The following is a 20,699-nucleotide window of genomic DNA, read 5'->3' as shown; positions in this document are numbered from 1 at the left end:
AACGGCGTGAATTATGGCGAAGTGGCCCGGGCCATGGCCTCGATCGAGAAAGCCGGGATTACCAAGTTGTCGGTGATAACCGCGAAGTAGCGGATGTCTGTGACATGGCTTCTGCCCGAAGGGCGCAGGAGCTGCCGGATCGAGAGCAGACCACGAATGCCAGCCCAGGCGAGGCCGGAATCGAGGCAACCCGCAGATGTCAGTCTGGGTGTGGCATGCTTTTCCCGGCCTGCGGCTATCCCGGGCCAGGAAGGTGTCATTCCCGCCGACATCGATCCCATTTACCCTCCTGCAGTTTCGCTGAAAACCCCTATCCACAATCATCACAACTGCACGCCTGTCCCCGTGGGAGCGTGAGCTCGCGGGCAACCAGATTTACTCACGACTGCCGTGCTGATGGTGTGCTGCCCCAGCAACTGCCTCTCTGGGGGCGGTGCTGCTAAAACAGCAGCCTTCGCCCGAGTACAGGCTGCATCCCCCGCAATCATTGGCTCAACAAGCAGTGGCATATCGCTTGCTATATCCCCTTCACTGCCTACATACCTGGGGATACACATGCTTTACACAAGAGGCTTCCAGCGCCGCCAACTGGCATTCTCGCTGACCAGCACATTATTGATTTCTGGCTACGCGATGGCTCAGGCCGACGAACCACTGCTTGATGCAGTCGTGGTTCAAGGCCAGGATCAAGCCACTGAAACCTACGTCGGCGATGTCAAGAAAGAGACAGCGCCGCAGTCGCGCGGGACCCTGACCAAGGCGCAGCTTGAAAAGTTCGTCGGCCTCGACAGCGCTGTCACCGGCGCGCTCAAATATGTGCCTGGGGTACACGTCAGCGGCGGCGACTCCAGCGGGATCACCGAAGGTTCGCTGAACATCCGCGGCTTCTCCCAGGATCAACTGGGCTTCACCCGCGACGGCATTCCCCTCAATGACCCTCAATTCCTGACGCCTCACGCCGACTTCATGGGCGACCCGGAAAACTACCAGTCGGTGAACGTCCTGTACGGCTCGTCATCGATCAATGCCCCGACACTGACCGCAAGCGGTGGCAGCGTGGAAATCAAATCGGTGGCGCCGACGGCAGAGAGTGGCGTGACCCTCAAGCAAAGCGTGGGCAGTAACGACCTCCATCGTACGTTCCTGCGGGTCAACACCGGCGAGTGGAATGGCTTGTCAGCCTGGCTTTCGGCATCGCGGACCACCGGCGATCTGTGGGATGACACCGACGGCAAGCTCGAGTCCGACCGTTACGAAGGCAATATTCAATACAAATGGGGCGACGGCAACCAGATCAACGCGCTGTTCTCCAGCTTCCTGATGCGCAGCAACAGTTACCAGAGCCCGACACTCGCGCAGTACCGTGGCAGCTCGTACGACAGTGGCTACCCGACCGCGAAATACCCGACCGAAGGCGGCACCGCTGGCGTGGCCGACGTGACGGTTCCAGGCACCAGCGCCGCCAACTCGCGCGCCGACTTCAAGATCCAGACGTACGGGCTCAACGGGCTATTCAATCTGTCCGATGGCGTCCAGCTCAAGGTCAACCCGTACTACGTGCGGGTCACCGATGGCACGGCGTCCATTGCCACTGCCGCCGTCAACGAGGGCACGCTGGGCACCGACGTCAATCATGACGGCGATGCCATCGATCCGGTCGTACCTGCCTCGTTGCAATTGTTCCCCACGCAATACCGGATCGGTTCCAGCAATACCCTGGACTTCACTCTCACCGACAAAAATGTGCTGCAACTTGGCCTCTGGACTGACTACACCCACGCGCGCAATCAGATCGTGTACACGCCGATCAAAGGCAATGGCAAGCCAGCGGGCATCGATGGCAGCGAGACGATTCGCGATGGCCTCGGCAACAAGGTCTATGCGACCAATCAGTCGAATCAGATCACCACGCAAAAGCTCTGGGTCCAGGACACCTGGAACATTACCGAACCTTTGACCCTGACCACCGGGCTGGCCTGGCAACACACCCGGCTTGAAGGTGACGATCACCTGACCGCCTACGGCAACAGCGAGGATTACAACCGTTTCCTGCCAAGTCTGAGCCTCAGTTATCAGCTCGATGAGCGTAACCAGTTCTACTACAACACCACCTCCAACATGCGCGTCCCGGCAATTGCCTCGGTGTACGGGCGCATTGACGGGGGCGACAAGCAGAAGCCAGAGCTGACCTGGAACCAGGAACTGGGCTGGCGCTACAGCACGGATAACACGTTGCTGAGTGCCGCGGTGTTCTACGACAAGTTCAAGAATCGGCAGGCTGCGTTCGAACAGCTGACCGGCGTGACGTCGTACTTCAACGCCGGAGACGTCGTCACCAAAGGGCTGGAGCTGTCGGTCAACGGCAAGTTACCTGCGAACTTCAACTATTTCGCATCGTGGACCTCGCTCAGCTCTACTCAGCGCTCTGACTACAGCGCGGGCGGCGCCACTGCCGATACCCAGGGCAACCAGCTATACGACACCCCTCACCAATTGGCGAGCGCCGGAATCGGCTACGACAACGAGGCGTTCTACACCAACTTCCTCGGGCGTTACACCGGCAGCTACTACGGCGACCTGGCGAACAACGAGAAAATCTCGGGCTACACCGTGTTTGACCTGAACCTGGGCTACCGCTTCAAGGGCCTGATCCCTGGGATCAAGGACACCACCGTCAGCCTCAATGCGAACAACATCTTCGATAAGCAGTACCTCTCGGGTGTGAAGTCCGGAACCATCGATGCCGACCCGGCCAACACAGACTTCTATGGCGCGCCGACCTACTACAAAGGCCAGCCACGCTCTCTGGTCGCATCTGTGTCCCTGGGCTTCTGACCGTCCATTCATAGCATTGAACAACCAGCGGCCCTTCGCCGTTGGAGGAGAACCGTATGAGCGACCATCATTACGACTACGTCATCGTCGGCGGGGGCACTGCAGGGAGCGTCCTCGCCAATCGCCTCTCGGCGCGCGCCGATAAACGCGTGTTGTTGATCGAAGCCGGTGCCGATACGCCTCACGACAGCACGCCGCCCGAAATACTCGACGGGCTACAGCCTTGGCTGCCTCGTGTGGCCGGCGAACGGTTTATCTGGCCCAAGTTGAACATTCTGCGCGCCAGCGAGCACCCTGAGGTGGAGCGTGGAGAGCAACTCTATGAACAGGGACGCATTCTGGGCGGCGGCTCCAGCGTCAACATGATGGTCGCCAACCGTGGCCTGCCAGCCGATTACGACGAGTGGGCCAGGCACGGCATCGAAGGTTGGAGCTGGGCGGACGTGCTGCCCTATTTTCGTAAGCTGGAGCGCGACCTGGACTTCGGTTCCAGCGACCCTGAGCTGCATGGCCAGACCGGCCCGATCCCGATTGCGCGCACTCACTCGCAACACTGGGGACGGTTTACCCAGGCCTCGGCGCTGGCACTGCAAGCGCAGGGACTGAACGACATCGTGGACCAGAACGGGCGATTCGAAGACGGTTATTTCGCCCCTGCGGTGGCGGTCGAGAACAATCAGCGTGTGTCTGCCGCCCGCGGCTACCTGAGCCCCGAAATTCGTCAGCGGCCCAACCTGACGGTGTGGACCGATTCCCACGTGAACCGGTTGAACGTAGCGGGCAATCGCATCAGTGGCGTGCAACTTGAGCGCAGGAGTCAGGTGCTGTCAGTGAGCGCAGGCGAGGTCATTCTTACCGCAGGTGCCCTGCAAACGCCCGCGTTGCTGCTGCGCGCAGGCATCGGCCCCGCGGATCAATTGCGCGACCTGGGTATCGCCGTGATCGCCGACCGTCCGGGTGTAGGGCAGAACCTCTGGGAGCACAGCTCTATCGGATTGTCTGCGAGGTTGCACGAAAGCCCGCTGCCCAACGATGAACCCAACGCCGTTCACTTGCTCGCCGCCAGGGCCTCTTCCGGGGTCGACGCCAGCGTGCCCTCGGACCTGTATCTGGGCATCCTCAGCAACTGGGCCCTCGGCACGGCCAGTGCAGTGCTGTGGGTAAACAAGCCTTCGTCGAGCGGACAATTGCGTTTGCGCAGCAAGGACCCGGCGCAGTATCCGGCAGCGGACTTCAACCTGCTGTCCGACCGCCGCGACCTGGACCGACTGCGCGAAGGGCTGCGCCTATTGGCTGCAGCCTTTGCCCACCCTGCCGTTGCCGCGTTCAGCGGCCCGCCGCGCCTGACCCGCTTCGCCGAAGCGTCGCTGGACGGCCCGTTACTATCGGAGCTTCTGCAAAACGACGACAGCCTCGAGCGTTACCTGCGCGCCAACGTCGGCGGCGTGTGGCACGCCAGCGGCACGTGCCGAATGGGCTCGGTCGATGACCCGCTGGCCGTGGTAGACGCCGACGGTCGGGTGATCGGCGTCCACGGCCTGCGCGTCGCCGACGCCTCGGTCATCCCGGTCATCCCCCGCGCCAATACCAATCTGCCGACCTTGATGATCGCCGAAAAACTGTCCGACGCGATTCTTGCGTCCGCTTGAGGAACTGCCCACATGAGCCATTACAACCTACTGATTGATGGAACCCTGCAACCTGCCGAGCAATACGACGAGGTGTTCGACCCAGCCACCGAACAAAGCATCGGTCACAGCGCCAGGGCGAGCCGCGCACAGATCGACGCTGCAGTCGATGCAGCCCAGGCAGCCTTCGAACCTTGGGCGCAGGACCCTGACGCCAGGCGCCAGGCCCTGGCGCAGGCGGCAGCCGTTGTGCGCGAAAACACTCAGGCGATCGCCGAGCTGATCAGCCGCGAACAAGGTCGGCCGTTGCATTTTGCCTTGGGCGAGGTCGCAGGCGCTGCCGCGACGCTGGAGCACTATGCCAACTTCACGCCCCCTGCCCCACAGGTACTGCGCGACGATGCGCAGCGGTTGGTGCGTATCGAGCGTCGGCCGTTGGGCGTGGTGGCAGCCATTGCGCCATGGAACGTGCCGATCATCCTGCTGGTGCTGAAAATTGCCCCTGCCCTGCATGCAGGCAACACGTTGGTGGCCAAGCCGTCGGAGTACACGCCGCTGTCGGCGTTATTGCTGGGTCAACTGCTCAAGGATGTGTTTCCGGCCGGCGTGCTCAACATCATTGCTGGAGATGGCCAGGTCGGCGAACACCTGGCCCGTCACCCGCAGGTGCGTCACGTGACCTTCACCGGCAGCGTGGCCACAGGCAAGCGCCTGTATGCCGGCTCCGCCGATGACCTCAAACGTCTGACCCTGGAACTGGGCGGCAACGACGCTGCCCTGGTTCTTGACGACGCCGACCCCAAGGCCATTGCCGAGTCGCTGTTTTGGGGAGCGTTCTGGAACAGTGGTCAGGTGTGCTTCGCGATCAAGCGGCTGTATGTCCATCAAAGCCTGTTCGCGCCGGTGATCGATGCGCTGGTCGAACGTGCCGCCAGAACCCGCCTTGGCAGCGGGCTCGACCCCCAGTCAGAACTGGGCCCATTGACTAATCAGGCGCAACTGGACCGGGTCAAGGCACTGGTCGCCGATGCTCGGGCACATGGAGCAGTAGTCCACACAGGCGGCGAGCAGCCCGACCGTCCGGGGTACTTTTACCTGCCGACCATCATCAGCGGTATCGGTGCGGGAACGGCTCTGGTCGATGAGGAGCAGTTCGGCCCGGTGCTTCCTGTCATTGCGTTCACCGATATCGATGATGCCGTACGCCAGGCCAACGCCAGCCCTTATGGGCTGGGTGCGTCGGTATGGACGTCCGACCTGGCGCGCGGCGAGGCCGTGGCACGCCGATTGGATGCAGGCCTGGCCTGGGTCAACCAACACCTGGACATTCACCCTGGTGCGCCCAAAGGCGGAGTCAAGTGGAGTGGCATTGGCTACGAAGGTGGCGAGCGCGGCTACGACGCCTTCAGTGAGTTGCAAGTCCTAAACATTGCTCGTCCTGGCGCCTGAGGGTGCCTGACGTCCCGTCGATTCAGTCCGACGTTCATCCAGGGTTGATCCTCAGAAAGATCGACCTGCAAAGGAGCTCTACATGCGTGCTGGTAGCTGGCCCTCGATACTGCTCACCCTTGCGTTCGCCGTGATCATCGCGGCGTGCCACAGCAAAACAATCCTGTTGATTGGCGACATCGCCAATGCCTATTCCGTCAGTCCTTCGCACGCCAGCTGGGTGGTCTCGGCGGTGGCGGTCGTGGCCGCCCTCGCCTCGCCCCTGGTGAACTGGGGCGTCGCCCGGGTCGGCGAGCGAAAGGCAATCATCGGCGGGCTGATCATCGCTGCTCTGTGTAGCTACCTGGCCAGTCGCTCCACTGACTTCACCGCCCTGCTGGCGCTGCGCGTCATTGAAGGTGCTGGTTACATCAGCGTGGTATTGGCGGCCCTGGCCCTGTTGATCCATACAACCGAAGGGAAACGCCGCACCAGTGCGCTGGCGTTCTGGTCGGTGGCGTCGCCACTGGGCGGCGCAATTGCGATTTTCGCCGTTTCCCCATACATCGGCGGCGATCACAGCCAGTGGCGCCTGGCGTTCAGCGGGCACGCCGTCATCCTGCTGTTGCTGTTGCTGCTGACACCGCTGCTGCCGTCGATAAATTTGGCCAACCGCGCCGAGCGCAAACCCTTGTCGAAGGTCTTCAGCCTATACACCGATCCGCAGGCGCTGAGGCTGGCGGCCGCGGTCGGCGCGCCTTTGACGGTTTCGCTGGGCCTGATCACTATCACACCCGCTTACCTGATCGGTGTCCTGCAGGTAGCGCCGGCGACCATCGGCGTGATTTCGACGGTCGGCATCCTGTCCAGTGTCGCAGCCGGCCTGCTTGCCGGTTTTGTCCTCAACCTGCGCGTCATCGGCCCGTTAAGCGTAGTCGCGGGGGCGGTGATCGGGGTGGCACTGGAAGTTCTCGTGTTCATACCGGGTGTGAGTACCGAAGTGGCGATTGCAGCGAAAATTGCCCAGGGCTTCTTCAGCAGCTTCGTGGTGGCGTGGGTTTTCACCAGCATTCCGAAAATGACCCGCAACGGCGACTTGATGGGCGCCGGTGGCATCGCCGAACAAGCGCTGTACCTGTCGATGTTTCTCGGTCCGGTGCTTCTGTATCCACTATTTGCCCTAACCTCGCGGGCACCGTTCTTCATCGTGCTGGTGATCGCCAATCTGCTGCCGCTGTTCCTCTTGCCACTGACCTCCGAGCGTTCTGGTCAAGCCGGCCAAGCAGCTGCGGCCCATGGCTGATCGCCTTGGGGTGCTGCCAGTGCAGCACCCTTCCAGCAGGTGCTTAGTAGCCAGCAAACGCGCAGCAATGACATTTGCTTCAAGATCGGCACCTTGAAAATTTAGTTCTTATATTTCATACAGTTATCTAATTTTTCCAGTTGGACGTTTTAGGTACGGTTGTTGCGATACACCCCCTGACGGGCGACTCACAAGCCCGAAACTCACTCGCTTCGAGTGTGAATTCAGCCGCCATGGGGATGGTTATGTTCATTCGCAATACGTTATCGATTGCTGTCGCTTTAAGTCTGGGAAGCCTGTATCTGAATACAGCGCTGGCCGACGAGTCGCCAGTCGAGACCGCAGATTCCACCCTAGAAAAAGTCACGGTCACCGCGCAGAAACGTGAGGAAACCGTTCAGGAAGTACCCTCTTCAATCGCCGTACTCAGCGGCGACAAGGTTCGCCAGGCATCACTCAATTCGGCCAATGAAGTTACCCGCTACATACCCAATACTTCGGCCGGCACGGTGGACGGTCATGGCCGACCACGCTGGTGGATTCGGGGACTGGGCACTGGCGATCAGGGCGCCAATACCGTCAGTCCGGTCGGCATCTATATGGACGATGTGTACATCTCCAACATCAGCGCCACGGGTTTCCCCTTGTTTGACCTGGACCGGGTTGAAGTACTGCGCGGCCCGCAAGGCACCTTATGGGGCAAGAACACAACGGGAGGCGCGATCAACTTCATTTCCCGAAAACCGTCCTTCAAGGAAGACGGCTATCTGAAACTGGACGCGGGCAACTACAACAGCCATGCCGTGGAAGGAGCCTTGGGCGGCGCGCTGGTGGACGACAAACTGGCAGCGCGCATTTCGTTCCGCCAGCAGGGCAATGACGGTTACAGCGAAAATAAAGCGGACGGCAACGACCGGGGCGCACTGGAAGACGACGCGATTCGTCTGCAGTTCATGGCAGCGCTGTCAGACAACGTGGACGCGAACCTCAATCTGCACAGTCGCCGCTACCATGACACCGGCAGCGCCACCACAGTCAATTACGGGCTACTGTCAAACGGCAGCAACCTGTTCGGTTACCACGTCGATCCCAAGCAAGGCGACGTTTATTACAACGCTAAAAACACCGCCAACATCGAGCAACAAGGCGCCGACCTGACGCTTAACTGGCAACTTGGCGACTTTCAGCTGACCTCTATTTCAGCCATCGAATCATTTGACCGCCACGCGCAGTCCGACAGCGATGGTACGGCACTGGAGCTTCAACGCAGCCACAGCTACGCGAACAGCCGACAGGTTTCTCAGGAAATCCGCCTGGCCTCTCCCCGCACTGATCGCCTGAACTGGGTCGCGGGGCTGCACTACTTCAATGAAGACCTGGACGCTAAAGAAGCCAACGGGACCTTACAGGACACCTATGTTTCGCGCAGCTATAACCAGGTTGCCTACACCCAACAGAGCGAAAGCTATGCCGTCTTCGGCAGCGTGACTTACAACTTCACCGATGACTTCAGCCTCACCGGCGGCTTGCGCTGGACTCAGGAACGCAAGGGCATCGATCTTCGGCGAGTGGCAAGTAGCGGCCAGGCAAGTTTCGCTGGCGGCGACTGGTGGAGGCCGTCTGACGTGACGTCACCGCTGGCAGTGACAGCCACTCAGGACGAGAACAACACCTGGAGTGACTGGACGTACGACCTGACTCCCGAATACCGGATTTCAGACAACGCCCGCGTGTATTTTCGCTATTCCAAAGGCTTTCGCTCCGGTGGCTATAACGCCGGTGTCACGACTCAGGCAACCGTGGCCACGGTCAGCCCGGAGTTTCTCAAGGCATACGAACTGGGGCTTAAATCCGAATGGTTCGATGGCCGCCTGAACGCCAACGCCAGCATCTTTTACTACGACTACACCGATATCCAGCTCAACGTCGTCTCGGCGGTCAACAACCAGACCGTTTCGCGACTGGCTAATGGCGCGCAAGGTGAAGCCTATGGCGGGGAGTTCGAGCTCGAGGCAATACCGTTGGAGAATCTGCACGTCAACTTCGGCCTTGGCCTGCTGCACACCGAGTTCACTGACTACACCTCGGGCAGCAACGACTACTCGGGCAATTCGTTCGTGCGCGCCCCGAGAGTATCGGCCGTGCTGGGCGCCGATTATCGAATCCCGCTCAACGTCGGCGGAGCTGTTGTCCTGGGCACCGACTGGGACACCCGCACCCGGCAGTATTTTTTCACCAACGACCAGACCGCGAACATGCGCACCGGTGGTTACACCCTCGGCAATGCCCGTGTGACGTATGAATTGCCAGGGGGCAAGACTGAGGTGACGAGCTACGTGCATAACCTCACCAACAAGGAATACCGCAGCCACACCTTGCCCGGCGGCTATCAAAGCGCTGGCGTGATGTACGGCGACCCGCTCACGTTCGGCGTGTCGGTGACCACTCGATTCTGATCCCTCCAGGGAGCGCTACCGGCGCTCCCTCTGATAAGGCGTAATCCATGAACCTGTCTCGTTTCACCCCCGCTCGCTTACTCGCTCCGCTCTCACTGGCGCTGGGTTTGCTGGTCAGCCAGCACCTGCTCGCAGCCCAGCCTTTGACCACGGTGAGGATCGCAACCGTCGCCTGGTCCAATGCTGGCAAGGTCACCTTCAACGGCCCTACCTACCTGATGGACAAAGACCCCTGGCTCAAGGAGCAACTGGCCAAACGCGGTATCGAACTGCAATGGGTGCCGGCTGCAACCGCTTCAGTCGGCACGTTCGTCAATGAGGAGTTTGCCAACAAGCGCATCGACTTCGCGTTCTACGGAGATTTGCCAAACATCATTCTCAATGCCTCCGGGGTATCGACCAAACTCATTGCCTCGGGCGGATTGGGCAACAACGTCTATCTGGTGGTGCCACCAGACTCTACGGCGCAATCGATTGACGACCTCAAAGGCAAGCGCATAGCGCTGCACCGGGGCCGACCGTGGGAGCTGTCGTTCGCCAAATTGCTGGACTCCCGACACCTCGCGTTCGACGACTTCCGCATCTTCAACCTCAATCCTCAGGCCGGTGCGGCTGCGTTGAGCGCCAATCGGGTAGACGGTTTCTTCACCCTCAGCGATGCCTACCTGCTGGAAGACAAGAAGGTCGGCAAGATCATCTGGTCAAGCAAACAGGCACCTGCCGACTGGAAAATGCGCGCCGAGCTGTTCGGTGCAAGCGACTTCGTCGCGCAAAACCCGGAGGTCACGCAACTGGTGGTCGATGCCTATCTGAAGGCATTGAAATGGGCCGCAGAGGAGCAGCACAAGGACGAGTACATCAACTTGCTGTCGCAGTCCGGCCAGCCGGTCAGTGTGTTGCAGCGAGAGGTGCAAGGAGAGAGCTGGAACAGTCACTTCAGCCCGTTGATCGATGACACCCTGCGTCAGCACTACCAGGACGGTATTGCCTACAGCCTCAAATCCCGGCTGATCCGCAATGATGTCAAGGTCGATGACTTGCTTGATGACCGCTTCGTGAAGCAGGGGCTCAAGGATCTGCAGCTGGAAAATCAGTGGTAGCGGATTGAAAGGCAAGGCCCGGTGTTGAGCCGGGCCTGTGCCGAGCCTGCTTGTATCAGGCGGCGTTTTCCAACAGCTTTTTACCTTCCTCCCAAAGACCGGTCATGGACCATTGCTGCTGCAGCACACCCGGGCCAAACTCTTTCGAGCCGCCCAGGCCCTCTGCCAGGCCCTGGAACCAGGCGCCTTCCTCGATCAGCAAAATCAGTTTCGACACCTGAGTAATACTCGTTCCCCAGAACGTTGCCCCGCCGTTGGCCTCAAGGATCGCAGGGATGTGCGGGTTGGCCTGCACGGTCTGGACGATGAATTCGGCCTCCGGCTGACGTCGATCGATATAGATCGGCAGCTCACGGGCCAGGGTAACGCGCTGTGATGCGGCGTAGCGGATTGGCAGGACGCGATGGGCGCTGGCCCAACCTCCCAGCCATGGCGTGTGCACATGACTGACGACGTTGACCTCGGGACGAGCGGCAAAGATCGCGGCGTAACGCTTGCCGTTGCCGCCCGCCTTCGCGCCGCTCAACGGCCCGTCGACTGACTCGTTCAAATACACCTGGCCGTCGTAATCGGCGACCACTGCACGGATCTGCTCGTCATCGGCCCACGGGCTGGGTGCATGCAAGGCGATCACCAAGCGGGTCTGCGGCACGCGCAGGTAGATCTGAAAGGTATGACTCGCAGTCAGCGTGCGTGAATTTTTCAAGACCTGAAAAGCTTTCGAAAAATCGTTGCGCGCGGCTTCCAGGAAGCTCTGTTGTTCAGCAGTAAGCAATTGGGACATGGCAGACACTCCATCAAGTCGGTTTGAAATGCCGGACAGATGCCCGGGCATGACAGCGGCTCAGCACATCTTGTGCCACTCACATAACCTACTGATTTGATTGAGCTTCGAAGCGGATTTCGGAATCCGGTGCAGGCCGCGGCGCGAACCTGCTGCGGACCAAGCATGAGTTGCTGATCGGCTGCTGCCGGTGAAGCAATCGCCGTATCGCGTGACGGCAAGGTCCGGCCCAACGCCCGGAATAGGGGCTCCGACCCCCTTGGCACAGCGGTTGCAAAATAGCTCATGACCACCGCCATCCTCGCCCCGAGAGGCTGGCTCACAGACACTCTGGAGTGACGCATGAGTACCGAATTCTTCTGGCGACTGCCATTGGGCAGTGACGGCCACTACCTGGCAACCGATAAGAACACCCGTGGTGCCGCTGTACATCGCCCCGGCAACATTGCCCCCGGCCGGTTGCCCAACGGCGAGCCCGACGGCTTCACCTACATCGACTACATCGCTCAAGTGGCGAAGGCCGCGGAGCTGGCCGGTTTCGAAGGCGCTTTGTTGCCCACCGGCCCCGAACCATGGATCGCTGCGGCAGCGCTGGCACGCGAAACCCGCCGCATCAAATTTTTGATCGCCTTCCAGGCCACCTGGACGCTGCCCGCCTATGCCGCCCAGCAGGCGGCGATCCTGCAGAATCTGAGTCACGGCCGACTGGACTGGAACATCATCACAGGCGGCAACCCTGCCGCCCAGCGTGCCAACGGTGACTTCCTCGCTCACGATCTGCGCTACAAGCGCACCGGTGAATTCCTCGACATCATCCAGGGCCTCTGGGAAAACGAGACGTTCTCCTATGACGGCGACGTCTATCAGTTGGAGAACGGCGCGTTGCCCCGCGGCCTGACGCACGAGCGCAAGCCCAGCGTATATTTTTCAGGGTTCTCCGACCCGGCGCTCGACGTCGCCGCGCGTCATGCCGACGTCTACCTGAACTGGGCCGAGCCGGTGGAAAAACTCAAACCGCACATGGAGCGTGTGCGCGAACTCGCAGCCCGCCAGGGACGTGAAGTGCGGTTCGGTATCCGCATCGATCTGTTCGCCCGCGAAACCGAAGAAGCCGCCTGGTCCGAGCTGCGCCGCCAGTACGATCGCATTGATGACAAGACCAGCAACTTCATCAAGCACTTCGCGGCAGGCTCGGACTCGGTCGGCGCGGCGCGCCAGACGGCTTACCACCAGAACGCATCGCGCTTTGAAGATTTGATCATCGGTCCCAACCTCTGGGCTGGCTTCGGCAAAGCAAAACCGGGGCCGACCATCGGCTTGGTTGGCAGCCATGAGAACGTCGCCGAGCGCCTTGTGGAGTACCGCGACGCCGGTTTCTCGACCTTCATCCTCGCAGGCAATCCTCATTTGGAAGAAGCCCTGCGCATCGGCCAGGAAGTGCTGCCACTGGTTCATCAGCGGCCTTCGGTTCAGACCAGTACCGGCACGCGACCGCTGCAAGCCCTGGGCTGACAGAGTGTTGCTGACCACACAACCCGATTGCTGATCGTTTGCTGCCACAGCAGCAACGGCCTGCGACAGAGACCGCCACCACATCGAGCCACCCAGCAATCACGGGCCAGGCCCAGGGTTCGAACAGCGTGGCATGGCGGTTGCAATTAGGCTTTATCGGCAGCGTTCACGGCGCCGCCATCCACCTTCGGACCTCGGATCACCTGGAGAACACTCGACAATGTCCAAACAACTTGAAACGCTCTGGTATACCCGCTGCCCGGTTCCAACCGGCCTGGGTATCGCCGTCCAGAAAGGCTGGCTCGAGTCGGTACTCGACAGTCAGGGGACGCGCATCCAGTCATTGCGTGATTCGGATGAGCAATCCGTTCGCGAATCGCACTTCGATCACACACTCAAGAATTCGGTCCGCCACGGCGGAAACATCCCGGCCATCTGGGCGAAAGCCAGCGGGCGCGATACACGAGTAATCGGCTTGTCCTGGGCCGATGAAGTTCAATTGATCCTGACGTTGCCCACCAGCGGCATCAAAACCGTCAAGGATCTGAAGGGACGCCGCTTTGGCCTGCCGCACTGGGCCAACGCACAGATCGACTTTACCCGCGCGCAAGCACTGCGGGGGCTGGAAAACGCCTTGAAGCTGGAAGGGCTGGAGGTCTCGGACGTAGAGCGTGTGGACTACCTGTACGGCGGCACATTCAGCGACGAGGCCACCCACGTCGTCAACGGCATCGCCAATTTCGGGGGCCGCCGCAGCGGTGGCCAGAACGCCGAGCTGGTCGGGCTGCTGCGCGGTGAGGTGGACGCGATCTTCCTCAAAGGGGCACACGCCGCACAGTTGGCTCATCAGTTCGGCCTGCACACCGTCATCGACACGGGCTCGCATCCAGAGCCGCTGATCCGCTCCAACAACGGCACGCCGCGTACCCTCAGCGTCGACAGCCATTTGCTCGACGAGCATTTCGATACTGCGGTCGCGATCCTGTCCTCAGTGGTACGCGCGGAGGAGTGGGCATGGACGCATCCGGAGGACACCCGACGCTTCCTGGCACACGAAACCAACAGCAGCGAATTCTGGGTCACGGCCGCCTATGGAGAGGACGCGCATCAACGCCTGCGGACTAATCTGGATAGCCGTTCGGTCAACGCCATCCAGGATTTCACCGAGTTCCTGCATCGCTGGGGCTTCATACCTGAGCGCTTCAACGCCAGCGACTGGATAGACACGCGGCCGCAAGAGGCCTTGCGCAGCGCAGTCGCGACCCGCGCCAGCTGACCTGCAACGGGCAGGGGCCATCAACCTGCCCGACTTACATTAGCGTGATGAAACGTCTGGATTGCTTGCATGAGTAAACCCCTTGAAACGCTCTGGTACACCCACAGCCCAGTGCCCACCGGCCTGGGCATCGCTGTAGAGTCTGGTCGACTGGCAGAGGCGTTTCGCCCGTACGGCACCAACATACAAGGGCTGCGCGAGTCCTCCGATCGCGGAACCCGTGAAGCCCACTTCGACCATCACCTGGATAACTCCGTGCGGCACGGGGGCAACACCCCGGCCATCTGGGCCCGAGCCAATGGCAAGAACACGAGGGTGCTGGGTCTGTCCTGGAGTGACGAAGTTCAGCTGATCCTGACCCCCCCCGAAAGCGGTCTCAAACATGTCCGCGACCTGCGTGATCGACGCTTCGGGATCCCCAAATGGGCCAACGTGCAAATCGATTTCGGGCGTGCGCAGGCCTTGCGGGCGCTGGAAAACGCGATGCGGCTGGAGGGCCTGAGCCTTAATGACGTCGAGCTGGTCGACTACCCCTACGGCGGCACCCACAGCGATGAGCCCATCCGGCATGTCTTTGGCGCGCAGATCGCGCTCAATCGCAACAACGAACGGCGACGCAACAATGAGCTGATTGGCCTGTTGCGCGGCGACATCGATGCCATCTTCGCCAAGGGCGCGCACGCGGTGCAATTGGCCGACGAGTTCGGCCTGCATGTATTGATCGACACCGGGTCGCACCCTGATCCGATGGTACGCAGCAACATCGGTACACCGCGCACCCTCACCGTGGACCAGCACATGCTCGATGAGCACTTCGATGCCGCAGCGCTGATCGTCGAAACCGTGTTGCGTGCAGAGCAATGGGCCTGGAGCCACGCTGACGAAACCCGGCGCTTTCTCGCCCGGGAACTGAACACCAGTGAGTATTGGGTAGCCGCCGCCTACGGTGAAGATGCTCATCGACGCCTGGTCACTCGCCTGGAAGAACAATCGTTGCTCGCCTTGCAGGACCTGACCAACTTCCTGGAACGACACCATTTCATCGAGCAGGCGTTCGACGTCCGCGAATGGGTTGACCCGCGCCCGCTGGCTGCGGTGCTCGGTAAAACCAGGCTGGCCATTTGATGATCAGCACAGCCTCTGCCGTAATCGGCTCCAGGGTGTCCGTTGGGCACCGCATGCTGGCGTTGACCTGGTTGATCTCGCCGCTGCTGTTACTCGCAACCTGGGCATTGGTGGCGGCTTCGGGGCATTACTCAGCGCAGTTGCTGATTCCTCCCGCGGACGTCTGGCATACCTTCAAGGATCTGCTGCACAGTGGCGAACTGCTCGAGGGGGCAGCGTTCAGCCTGCGCCGACTGGCCAGCGGTTTTGTCCTGGGCGCCAGCGGCGGGCTGCTGTTTGGCGCCGCACTGGCCCTTAGCAAAACCGTCGAGGTCTACTGCGCGCCGATGTTCCATGTCCTGCGGCAAGTGCCGTCGATTGCTCTCATTCCGATGTTCATCCTGGTCTTCGGTGTAGAGGAAACGTTCAAGGTCCTGTTGGTCACCAAAGCGGTGTTTTTCCCGGTGGCACTCGCGACCAGCGAGGGTATCAAGGCAATTCCCCGCAGCCACTTCGAGGTCGCCAGGCTTTATCGGTTGCCCAGGTATTCCCTGCTGCTGGACGTCGTCTTCCCCGCCGCTGCACCCCCCATTCTGACCGGTTTGCGCGTCGGCCTGACACGCGCGTGGATGGTTCTGGTGGCCGCCGAATTGCTGGCTGCCGACAGCGGATTGGGCCAGATGATCGAGATGGGTCGACAGATGATGCGCATCGATGTGGTGATGGTCGGCGTCATCACTATCGGCCTGATCGGTTTCGTGCTGGACAGCAGCCTGCGCTTGCTGGAACGCCGTCTGTTTCGCTGGAAGGCCATTAAGGAGTAACGCATGAATAACTTGTTATCTCATGCACGCCGGGCCCGTGGGCTGCTACTGCCCGCGCTGTTGGTCGCCGCATGGGAGGTCGCTTCGCATCAGGGCGCTTCGCAGGCCTACGCTTTCGTGCCGCTGAGTGTCATCGGCCAGGGCCTGACTGAGCTCATTCGCAATGGCGACCTGCTTATCAGCACCTTGGCCAGCCTGCAGCGCACGTGTATAGGCCTGCTGATCGGCGTGATCGCCGGGCTGCTGGTGGGCGCAGCCATGGCGCTCTCCGCGATTGCAGAGCGCCTGCTCGCGCCGCTTTATCACATGCTGCGTCAGGTCCCGATACTTGGGCTGATTCCGCTGATCGCCCTGTGGTTTGGCAGCCAGGAAGGTGCCAAATTATTGATCGTCAGCCTGGCGGCCTTTTACCCCATGACCCTGAACACGTTCGAGGGCTTCACTCACATCGATCGGCGTTACCGTGAAGTCGCCAGGGTCCTGGAATGGAATACCTGGCAGGTATTCACCCAGGTCTTGCTTCCTGGCGCGTTACGGTCGATCGCCAACGGGATATTGCATGCGCTGGCGTTTGCATGGGTCAGTTCGGTGGGCAGCGAATTATTCCTGTCCACAGGCTCAGGACTGGGCAATCTCATGATGAATGCCGAAGCGGGAGCACGCATGGAGATCGTCGTGATCGGCGTCGTTTGCATTGGCCTCATGGGATACGCGATGAACCAGTTATTTTCGCGCCTCACCCGGCACCTGCTGCGCTGGCGCGACATTTGACCAGGACGAAATAGACCATGAATGCATCACTCGACCAGCGTTGGCTGGCATCCACCTCACACTCACCCGGTGCGCTGCAAATCCGTGAATTGAGCAAACACTACCTGCTCGACGGCCAGCCGATGGAAGTGCTCAAAGGGATCGACCTTCGCGTCAAGCCGGGGGAATTCGTCAGCATCGTCGGCGCTAGCGGGTGCGGAAAGTCCTCGTTGCTGCGTCTGATCGCAGGACTTGAAAGCGACTACAGCGGCGACATGCAACTGGATGGCAAGGCCATCACAACCACCAGCCTGGAACGCGGCATCGTGTTTCAGGACCATCGGTTGTTCCCCTGGAAAACGGTGGCGCAAAACATCGCCATTGCCTTGAAGCGTTCGCCCCTGACCCGGCAGGAAAAGGCCCTGCGTGTTGCCGAGCACATCCGCCTGGTCAACCTGCAAGGCTTTGAGAACGCCTACCCCCATCAACTGTCTGGCGGTATGGCACAACGCGCCGCTATCGCCCGTGCCTTGATCACTCAGCCTAAGTTGCTGTTGCTTGACGAGCCTTTCGGTGCTCTGGACGCGCTGACGCGGATCAGCATGCAAAGGGAGCTGCAGCGAATATGGGTCCAGCACCGCAGCACGATGATCATGGTGACGCACGACGTCGAGGAGGCACTTTACCTGGGGGACAGGGTGATCGTCATGGACGCACGGCCCGGGCGAATAAAGTATGAAATCGATGTTGATCTGCCCCATCCGAGAGAACGCCACGCACCACGGCTCCAGGAACTGAAAGAAATATTACTGACGGAACTCGCTGGGAGCGATGCCGATAAATAAACATAACAACGTTAAAGTAACTAAAAAGGCGTTACCTTATTTGGCTTTTAATCAATTTTTAATGGCTGCCAACACTGCGTGGGCGGGGAATACTAACTGTTGGCGAGGCAACATCGAAACAACACCATCGATATTCACTTACGAACTATGCACATGCCAATTAAGAAGTTTTTTATCTAACTTGAATTCGTGCATGATTCCTCTGCGCTTTAGCTTCGGGAACTCATCATGTCACTGATCACTCACCCCCACGCTCGTGAACTGACAAAGTCAGTAAGGGCCACGGTACTTGTCTTTAAGGACCCACGTTCAGTGGAGTTACTTAACCGCATCGAACGGTTGGCCCCCAGCGAAGCCAATACGCTGATCATGGGCGAAACAGGGACAGGCAAAGAACTGGTCGCCAGGCATATTCACGGCCTCAGCAACCGCCGTAACGAACCGTTCGTGGCGGTGAACTGCGGTGCGTTCGCTGAATCGCTAGTCGAAAGTGAGTTATTCGGCCATGAGAAAGGCGCTTTCACCGGTGCAACCAGTAGCAAGGCAGGCTGGTTCGAAGCGGCGCGAGGCGGCACGTTGTTTCTCGATGAGATTGGCGACCTGCCGTTAAGCATGCAGGTCAAGATGCTGCGCGTACTACAGGAGCGCGAAGTTGTTCGGCTAGGTTCCCGGACGCCTATTCCGATTAATGTGCGGCTGGTGGCCGCCACGAACGTCAACCTGGCCGATGCAGTCGTGGCTGGTAACTTCCGGCAGGACCTGTTCTACCGATTGCATGTAGCGACCCTGCGCCTGCCCTCACTGCGCGAACGGCCAGGCGATATATTGCCGCTCGCAGAGTTTTTCATCGAGGAACACTGCCAACGCCTCGGCTACACTCGCGCCACGCTCAGCCCGGAAGCCGAGCGCAAGTTGCTCTCCCACAGTTGGCCGGGCAATATTCGCGAACTTGAAAACTCTATTCATCACGCCCTATTGGTCTGCCGCAATCAGCGTGTACAGCCGGAAGACCTGCACGTGGTCGACATGCGCAGTCCTGTCTCGCAAATCTCCGCGCCACCGGCCTACCCTGCGCTGCCCGACGAATCGTCGTCGAACAGCCTGCAAGACGCCCTGAACCGTTTGTTCGAGCAGAACTTGCCAAATCTTTACGATCACATAGAAGAAACCGTTTTTCGCGAGGCTTATCGCTATTGCCACGGCAACCAATTGCAAACCGGCCGGGTGCTGGGCATCAGCCGTAATATCGTCCGCGCCCGGCTGGAGAAAATCGGCGAGATTGCTCAATCACCACGCAGCGCCAGCCATGGAACTCTGAAGTTATAGCCAATACAGCGACGACTCGTGAGCGGGCGTGCGACGTTAACATGGTATCGCCCCCACTATGGCGCAGCAGTTGTCATACGACACCGACGTCTGCCACCACTGTCTGATTCCGGCCGATTCTGTTGAAAACAGTCGGACCGGATGGAGGCTTGGTAAACGGGACACGGACGAGCAGTATGAGAGAAAACCTAAACGTGAAGGAGCCCGGTCCTTCATCAGACTCATTGCGGACTTGATTCGTCCTTCTCGGCCTCGCCACTGGCCTCGGTCGATGGCTCGGCGCCTGCTTTTTCAGGGGCAGGCTTGGTAGTGTCAGGCTTTGCCGTACCCGGTTGTTCAGCGTCCGATGGCTCAGGCTTTTTCGGCTCGGAAGCATTCTGCTCCGGTGATTTCCGCTCGGGCAACGGCACCTGAGGCACAGATGCGGGCGCCGGCTCCGACGCAGGCTTTTCTGCCGTCGGGACTGGATCGACCCCCGGCGTCGGCAATACGATGGGCGCGGGACTTGAGCGGTAATCGGCCCGGCGTTTGAGTTGGAATTCCTTGACCGCCGCATTGTGCGCATCGAGATCGGCAGAGAACACGTGACTGCCATCACCACGGGCGACGAAATACAGGCTGGTGCCCGGCACTGGATTCATCGCCGCATGAATGGCTTCACGCCCGACCATGGCAATCGGCGTCGGCGGCAGCCCGGAGATTACATAGGTGTTGTAAGGCGTGGCTTCTTTCAGGAACGCGCGCGTGATCTTGCCGTTGTAGCGCTCGCCGAGACCGTAAATGACGGTAGGATCGGTCTGCAGCAACATGCCCTGCTGCAGGCGCCGCACGAAGACCCCCGCAATCTGCCCGCGCTCCTGGGGCACGCCGGTTTCCTTTTCCACCAGCGAGGCCATGATCAGCGCCTGATAGGGGTCGACATAAGGCACATCCGCGGCGCGTTTGTCCCATTCTTCCTGCAGTACCTCATCAAGACGGTTGTACGCCTGCTTGAGCAATTCGACGTCGGTCATGCCACGTACGTAGCGATAGGTATCGGGGAAGAAGCGTCCTTCGGGGAAGACGTTCGGATGGCCAATCCTTGCCATCAGCTCGCTGTCGCTAAGGTTGCCGAGGGTTTGCTCCAGCTTCGCCTGCTTGCCCAGCGCCGCGCGGACCTGACGGAAATTCCAGCCTTCCACCAGGGTCAGGCTGTATTGCACGACCTCGCCTTTTTCCCACAGCCCCAGCAGCGAAATGGCGTTCATCCCCGGCGTCATGCGGTATTCACCGCTGTGCAGGGATTGGCCGGACAGGTTGAAGCGCCAGTACAAGCGCAGCCAGAACGCATCCCTGATTACGCCATCGGCCTGCAGGCGGCTGAGTACTCCGGTAGGCGACGCGCCCGATGGCACGTCAAGCAATTGCTCTTGAGTCAGCTTAAGGGGTTGTTGCAGCGCTCTGTTCTGTTGCCAGACGGCCAGACCCAGTAACAGCCCCGCCAGAACCACACCTGTTTCCAGCAAGACAAATAATTTTCGGATCACGA

General features: G+C 60.2%; 15 protein-coding genes and 1 pseudogene. 14 read left to right on the top strand and 2 right to left on the bottom strand.

The genetic code is table 11. The annotated features are described in order from the left end of the window. The 7 genes and pseudogenes from CE491_RS24335 to CE491_RS24305 all read left to right on the top strand — a co-directional run. A pseudogene (locus tag CE491_RS24335) lies at positions 1-90 on the top strand (ExbD/TolR family protein); the annotation flags it as partial. A 465-nt stretch (positions 91-555) separates the two neighbouring features. Next, positions 556-2,835 (top strand): TonB-dependent receptor family protein, encoded by a 2,280-nt coding sequence (locus CE491_RS24330; protein WP_110950868.1) that lies wholly within the window; start codon positions 556-558, stop codon positions 2,833-2,835. Between the two features lie 56 nt (positions 2,836-2,891). After that, positions 2,892-4,484 carry a GMC family oxidoreductase gene (locus tag CE491_RS24325; protein WP_110950867.1) on the top strand — a complete coding sequence of 531 codons (1,593 nt, stop codon included), beginning with the start codon at positions 2,892-2,894 and terminating at the stop codon, positions 4,482-4,484. A gap of 12 nt (positions 4,485-4,496) precedes the next feature. Continuing rightward, positions 4,497-5,912: an aldehyde dehydrogenase family protein gene (locus tag CE491_RS24320; protein WP_110950866.1), complete on the top strand. Its 1,416-nt coding sequence runs from the start codon at positions 4,497-4,499 to the stop codon at positions 5,910-5,912. Positions 5,913-5,994: 82 nt separating this feature from the next. Next, the gene (locus tag CE491_RS24315; protein WP_110950865.1) at positions 5,995-7,194 is read left to right on the top strand and encodes an MFS transporter; all 1,200 of its coding nucleotides are present in this window, start codon (positions 5,995-5,997) and stop codon (positions 7,192-7,194) included. A 245-nt stretch (positions 7,195-7,439) separates the two neighbouring features. Further along, positions 7,440-9,650 (top strand): TonB-dependent receptor, encoded by a 2,211-nt coding sequence (locus tag CE491_RS24310; RefSeq protein WP_110950864.1) that lies wholly within the window; start codon positions 7,440-7,442, stop codon positions 9,648-9,650. 47 nt (positions 9,651-9,697) lie between these two features. Further along, positions 9,698-10,750, top strand: coding sequence for an ABC transporter substrate-binding protein (locus CE491_RS24305; protein WP_110950863.1), 1,053 nt, complete (start codon positions 9,698-9,700; stop codon positions 10,748-10,750). Positions 10,751-10,805: 55 nt separating this feature from the next. Here the strand turns inward: CE491_RS24305 and CE491_RS24300 are convergent, their stop codons facing one another. Then, positions 10,806-11,534, bottom strand: coding sequence for a class II aldolase/adducin family protein (locus CE491_RS24300; RefSeq protein ID WP_110950862.1), 729 nt, complete (start codon positions 11,532-11,534; stop codon positions 10,806-10,808). Positions 11,535-11,876: 342 nt separating this feature from the next. Here CE491_RS24300 and CE491_RS24295 point away from each other — a divergent pair, with 342 nt between their 5' ends. The 7 genes from CE491_RS24295 (at position 11,877) to CE491_RS24265 (ending at position 19,171) form a co-directional block, all read left to right on the top strand. Then, entirely contained in the window at positions 11,877-13,046 is a 1,170-nt protein-coding gene (locus CE491_RS24295; protein WP_110950861.1) for an LLM class flavin-dependent oxidoreductase, read from the top strand. A 220-nt stretch (positions 13,047-13,266) separates the two neighbouring features. Then, positions 13,267-14,322, top strand: a complete 1,056-nt coding sequence (locus tag CE491_RS24290; protein ID WP_110950860.1) for an ABC transporter substrate-binding protein — start codon at positions 13,267-13,269, stop codon at positions 14,320-14,322. A gap of 69 nt (positions 14,323-14,391) precedes the next feature. Next, a complete protein-coding gene (locus CE491_RS24285) occupies positions 14,392-15,447 on the top strand; it encodes an ABC transporter substrate-binding protein (protein ID WP_110950859.1) in 1,056 nt (351 codons plus the stop codon). Positions 15,448-15,500: 53 nt separating this feature from the next. Next, positions 15,501-16,250 (top strand): ABC transporter permease, encoded by a 750-nt coding sequence (locus CE491_RS24280; protein ID WP_110950890.1) that lies wholly within the window; start codon positions 15,501-15,503, stop codon positions 16,248-16,250. 3 nt (positions 16,251-16,253) lie between these two features. After that, the gene (locus CE491_RS24275) at positions 16,254-17,021 is read left to right on the top strand and encodes an ABC transporter permease (protein ID WP_110950858.1); all 768 of its coding nucleotides are present in this window, start codon (positions 16,254-16,256) and stop codon (positions 17,019-17,021) included. A gap of 17 nt (positions 17,022-17,038) precedes the next feature. Beyond that, positions 17,039-17,845 carry an ABC transporter ATP-binding protein gene (locus CE491_RS24270; protein WP_110950857.1) on the top strand — a complete coding sequence of 269 codons (807 nt, stop codon included), beginning with the start codon at positions 17,039-17,041 and terminating at the stop codon, positions 17,843-17,845. A 228-nt stretch (positions 17,846-18,073) separates the two neighbouring features. After that, on the top strand, positions 18,074-19,171 hold the full coding sequence (locus tag CE491_RS24265; RefSeq protein ID WP_110950856.1) for a sigma-54 interaction domain-containing protein: 1,098 nt from the start codon (positions 18,074-18,076) through the stop codon (positions 19,169-19,171). Between the two features lie 221 nt (positions 19,172-19,392). Here the strand turns inward: CE491_RS24265 and mltG are convergent, their stop codons facing one another. After that, a complete protein-coding gene (gene mltG / locus CE491_RS24260) occupies positions 19,393-20,697 on the bottom strand; it encodes an endolytic transglycosylase MltG (RefSeq protein WP_110950855.1) in 1,305 nt (434 codons plus the stop codon). Between the last annotated feature and the right edge of the window lie 2 nt (positions 20,698-20,699).

Origin of the sequence: Pseudomonas bohemica (assembly GCF_002934685.1) — a bacterium.
GTDB lineage: Bacteria > Pseudomonadota > Gammaproteobacteria > Pseudomonadales > Pseudomonadaceae > Aquipseudomonas > Aquipseudomonas bohemica.
Note: the sequence above shows the minus strand (reverse complement) of the source record. Positions and strands in the feature narration are given on the sequence as shown.

Bases quoted from the DNA above. Each gene is read 5' to 3' on its own strand.
- CE491_RS24300 (WP_110950862.1), bottom strand. From the start codon at position 11,534: ATGTCCCAATTGCTTACTGCTGAACAACAGAGCTTCCTGGAAGCCGCG.
- CE491_RS24320 (WP_110950866.1), top strand. From the start codon at position 4,497: ATGAGCCATTACAACCTACTGATTGATGGAACCCTGCAACCTGCCGAG.
- CE491_RS24280 (WP_110950890.1), top strand. From the start codon at position 15,501: ATGCTGGCGTTGACCTGGTTGATCTCGCCGCTGCTGTTACTCGCAACC.
- CE491_RS24275 (WP_110950858.1), top strand. From the start codon at position 16,254: ATGAATAACTTGTTATCTCATGCACGCCGGGCCCGTGGGCTGCTACTG.
- CE491_RS24330 (WP_110950868.1), top strand. From the start codon at position 556: ATGCTTTACACAAGAGGCTTCCAGCGCCGCCAACTGGCATTCTCGCTG.
- CE491_RS24305 (WP_110950863.1), top strand. From the start codon at position 9,698: ATGAACCTGTCTCGTTTCACCCCCGCTCGCTTACTCGCTCCGCTCTCA.
- CE491_RS24265 (WP_110950856.1), top strand. From the start codon at position 18,074: ATGTCACTGATCACTCACCCCCACGCTCGTGAACTGACAAAGTCAGTA.
- CE491_RS24310 (WP_110950864.1), top strand. From the start codon at position 7,440: ATGTTCATTCGCAATACGTTATCGATTGCTGTCGCTTTAAGTCTGGGA.
- CE491_RS24270 (WP_110950857.1), top strand. From the start codon at position 17,039: ATGAATGCATCACTCGACCAGCGTTGGCTGGCATCCACCTCACACTCA.
- CE491_RS24285 (WP_110950859.1), top strand. From the start codon at position 14,392: ATGAGTAAACCCCTTGAAACGCTCTGGTACACCCACAGCCCAGTGCCC.
- CE491_RS24315 (WP_110950865.1), top strand. From the start codon at position 5,995: ATGCGTGCTGGTAGCTGGCCCTCGATACTGCTCACCCTTGCGTTCGCC.
- CE491_RS24290 (WP_110950860.1), top strand. From the start codon at position 13,267: ATGTCCAAACAACTTGAAACGCTCTGGTATACCCGCTGCCCGGTTCCA.
- CE491_RS24295 (WP_110950861.1), top strand. From the start codon at position 11,877: ATGAGTACCGAATTCTTCTGGCGACTGCCATTGGGCAGTGACGGCCAC.
- CE491_RS24325 (WP_110950867.1), top strand. From the start codon at position 2,892: ATGAGCGACCATCATTACGACTACGTCATCGTCGGCGGGGGCACTGCA.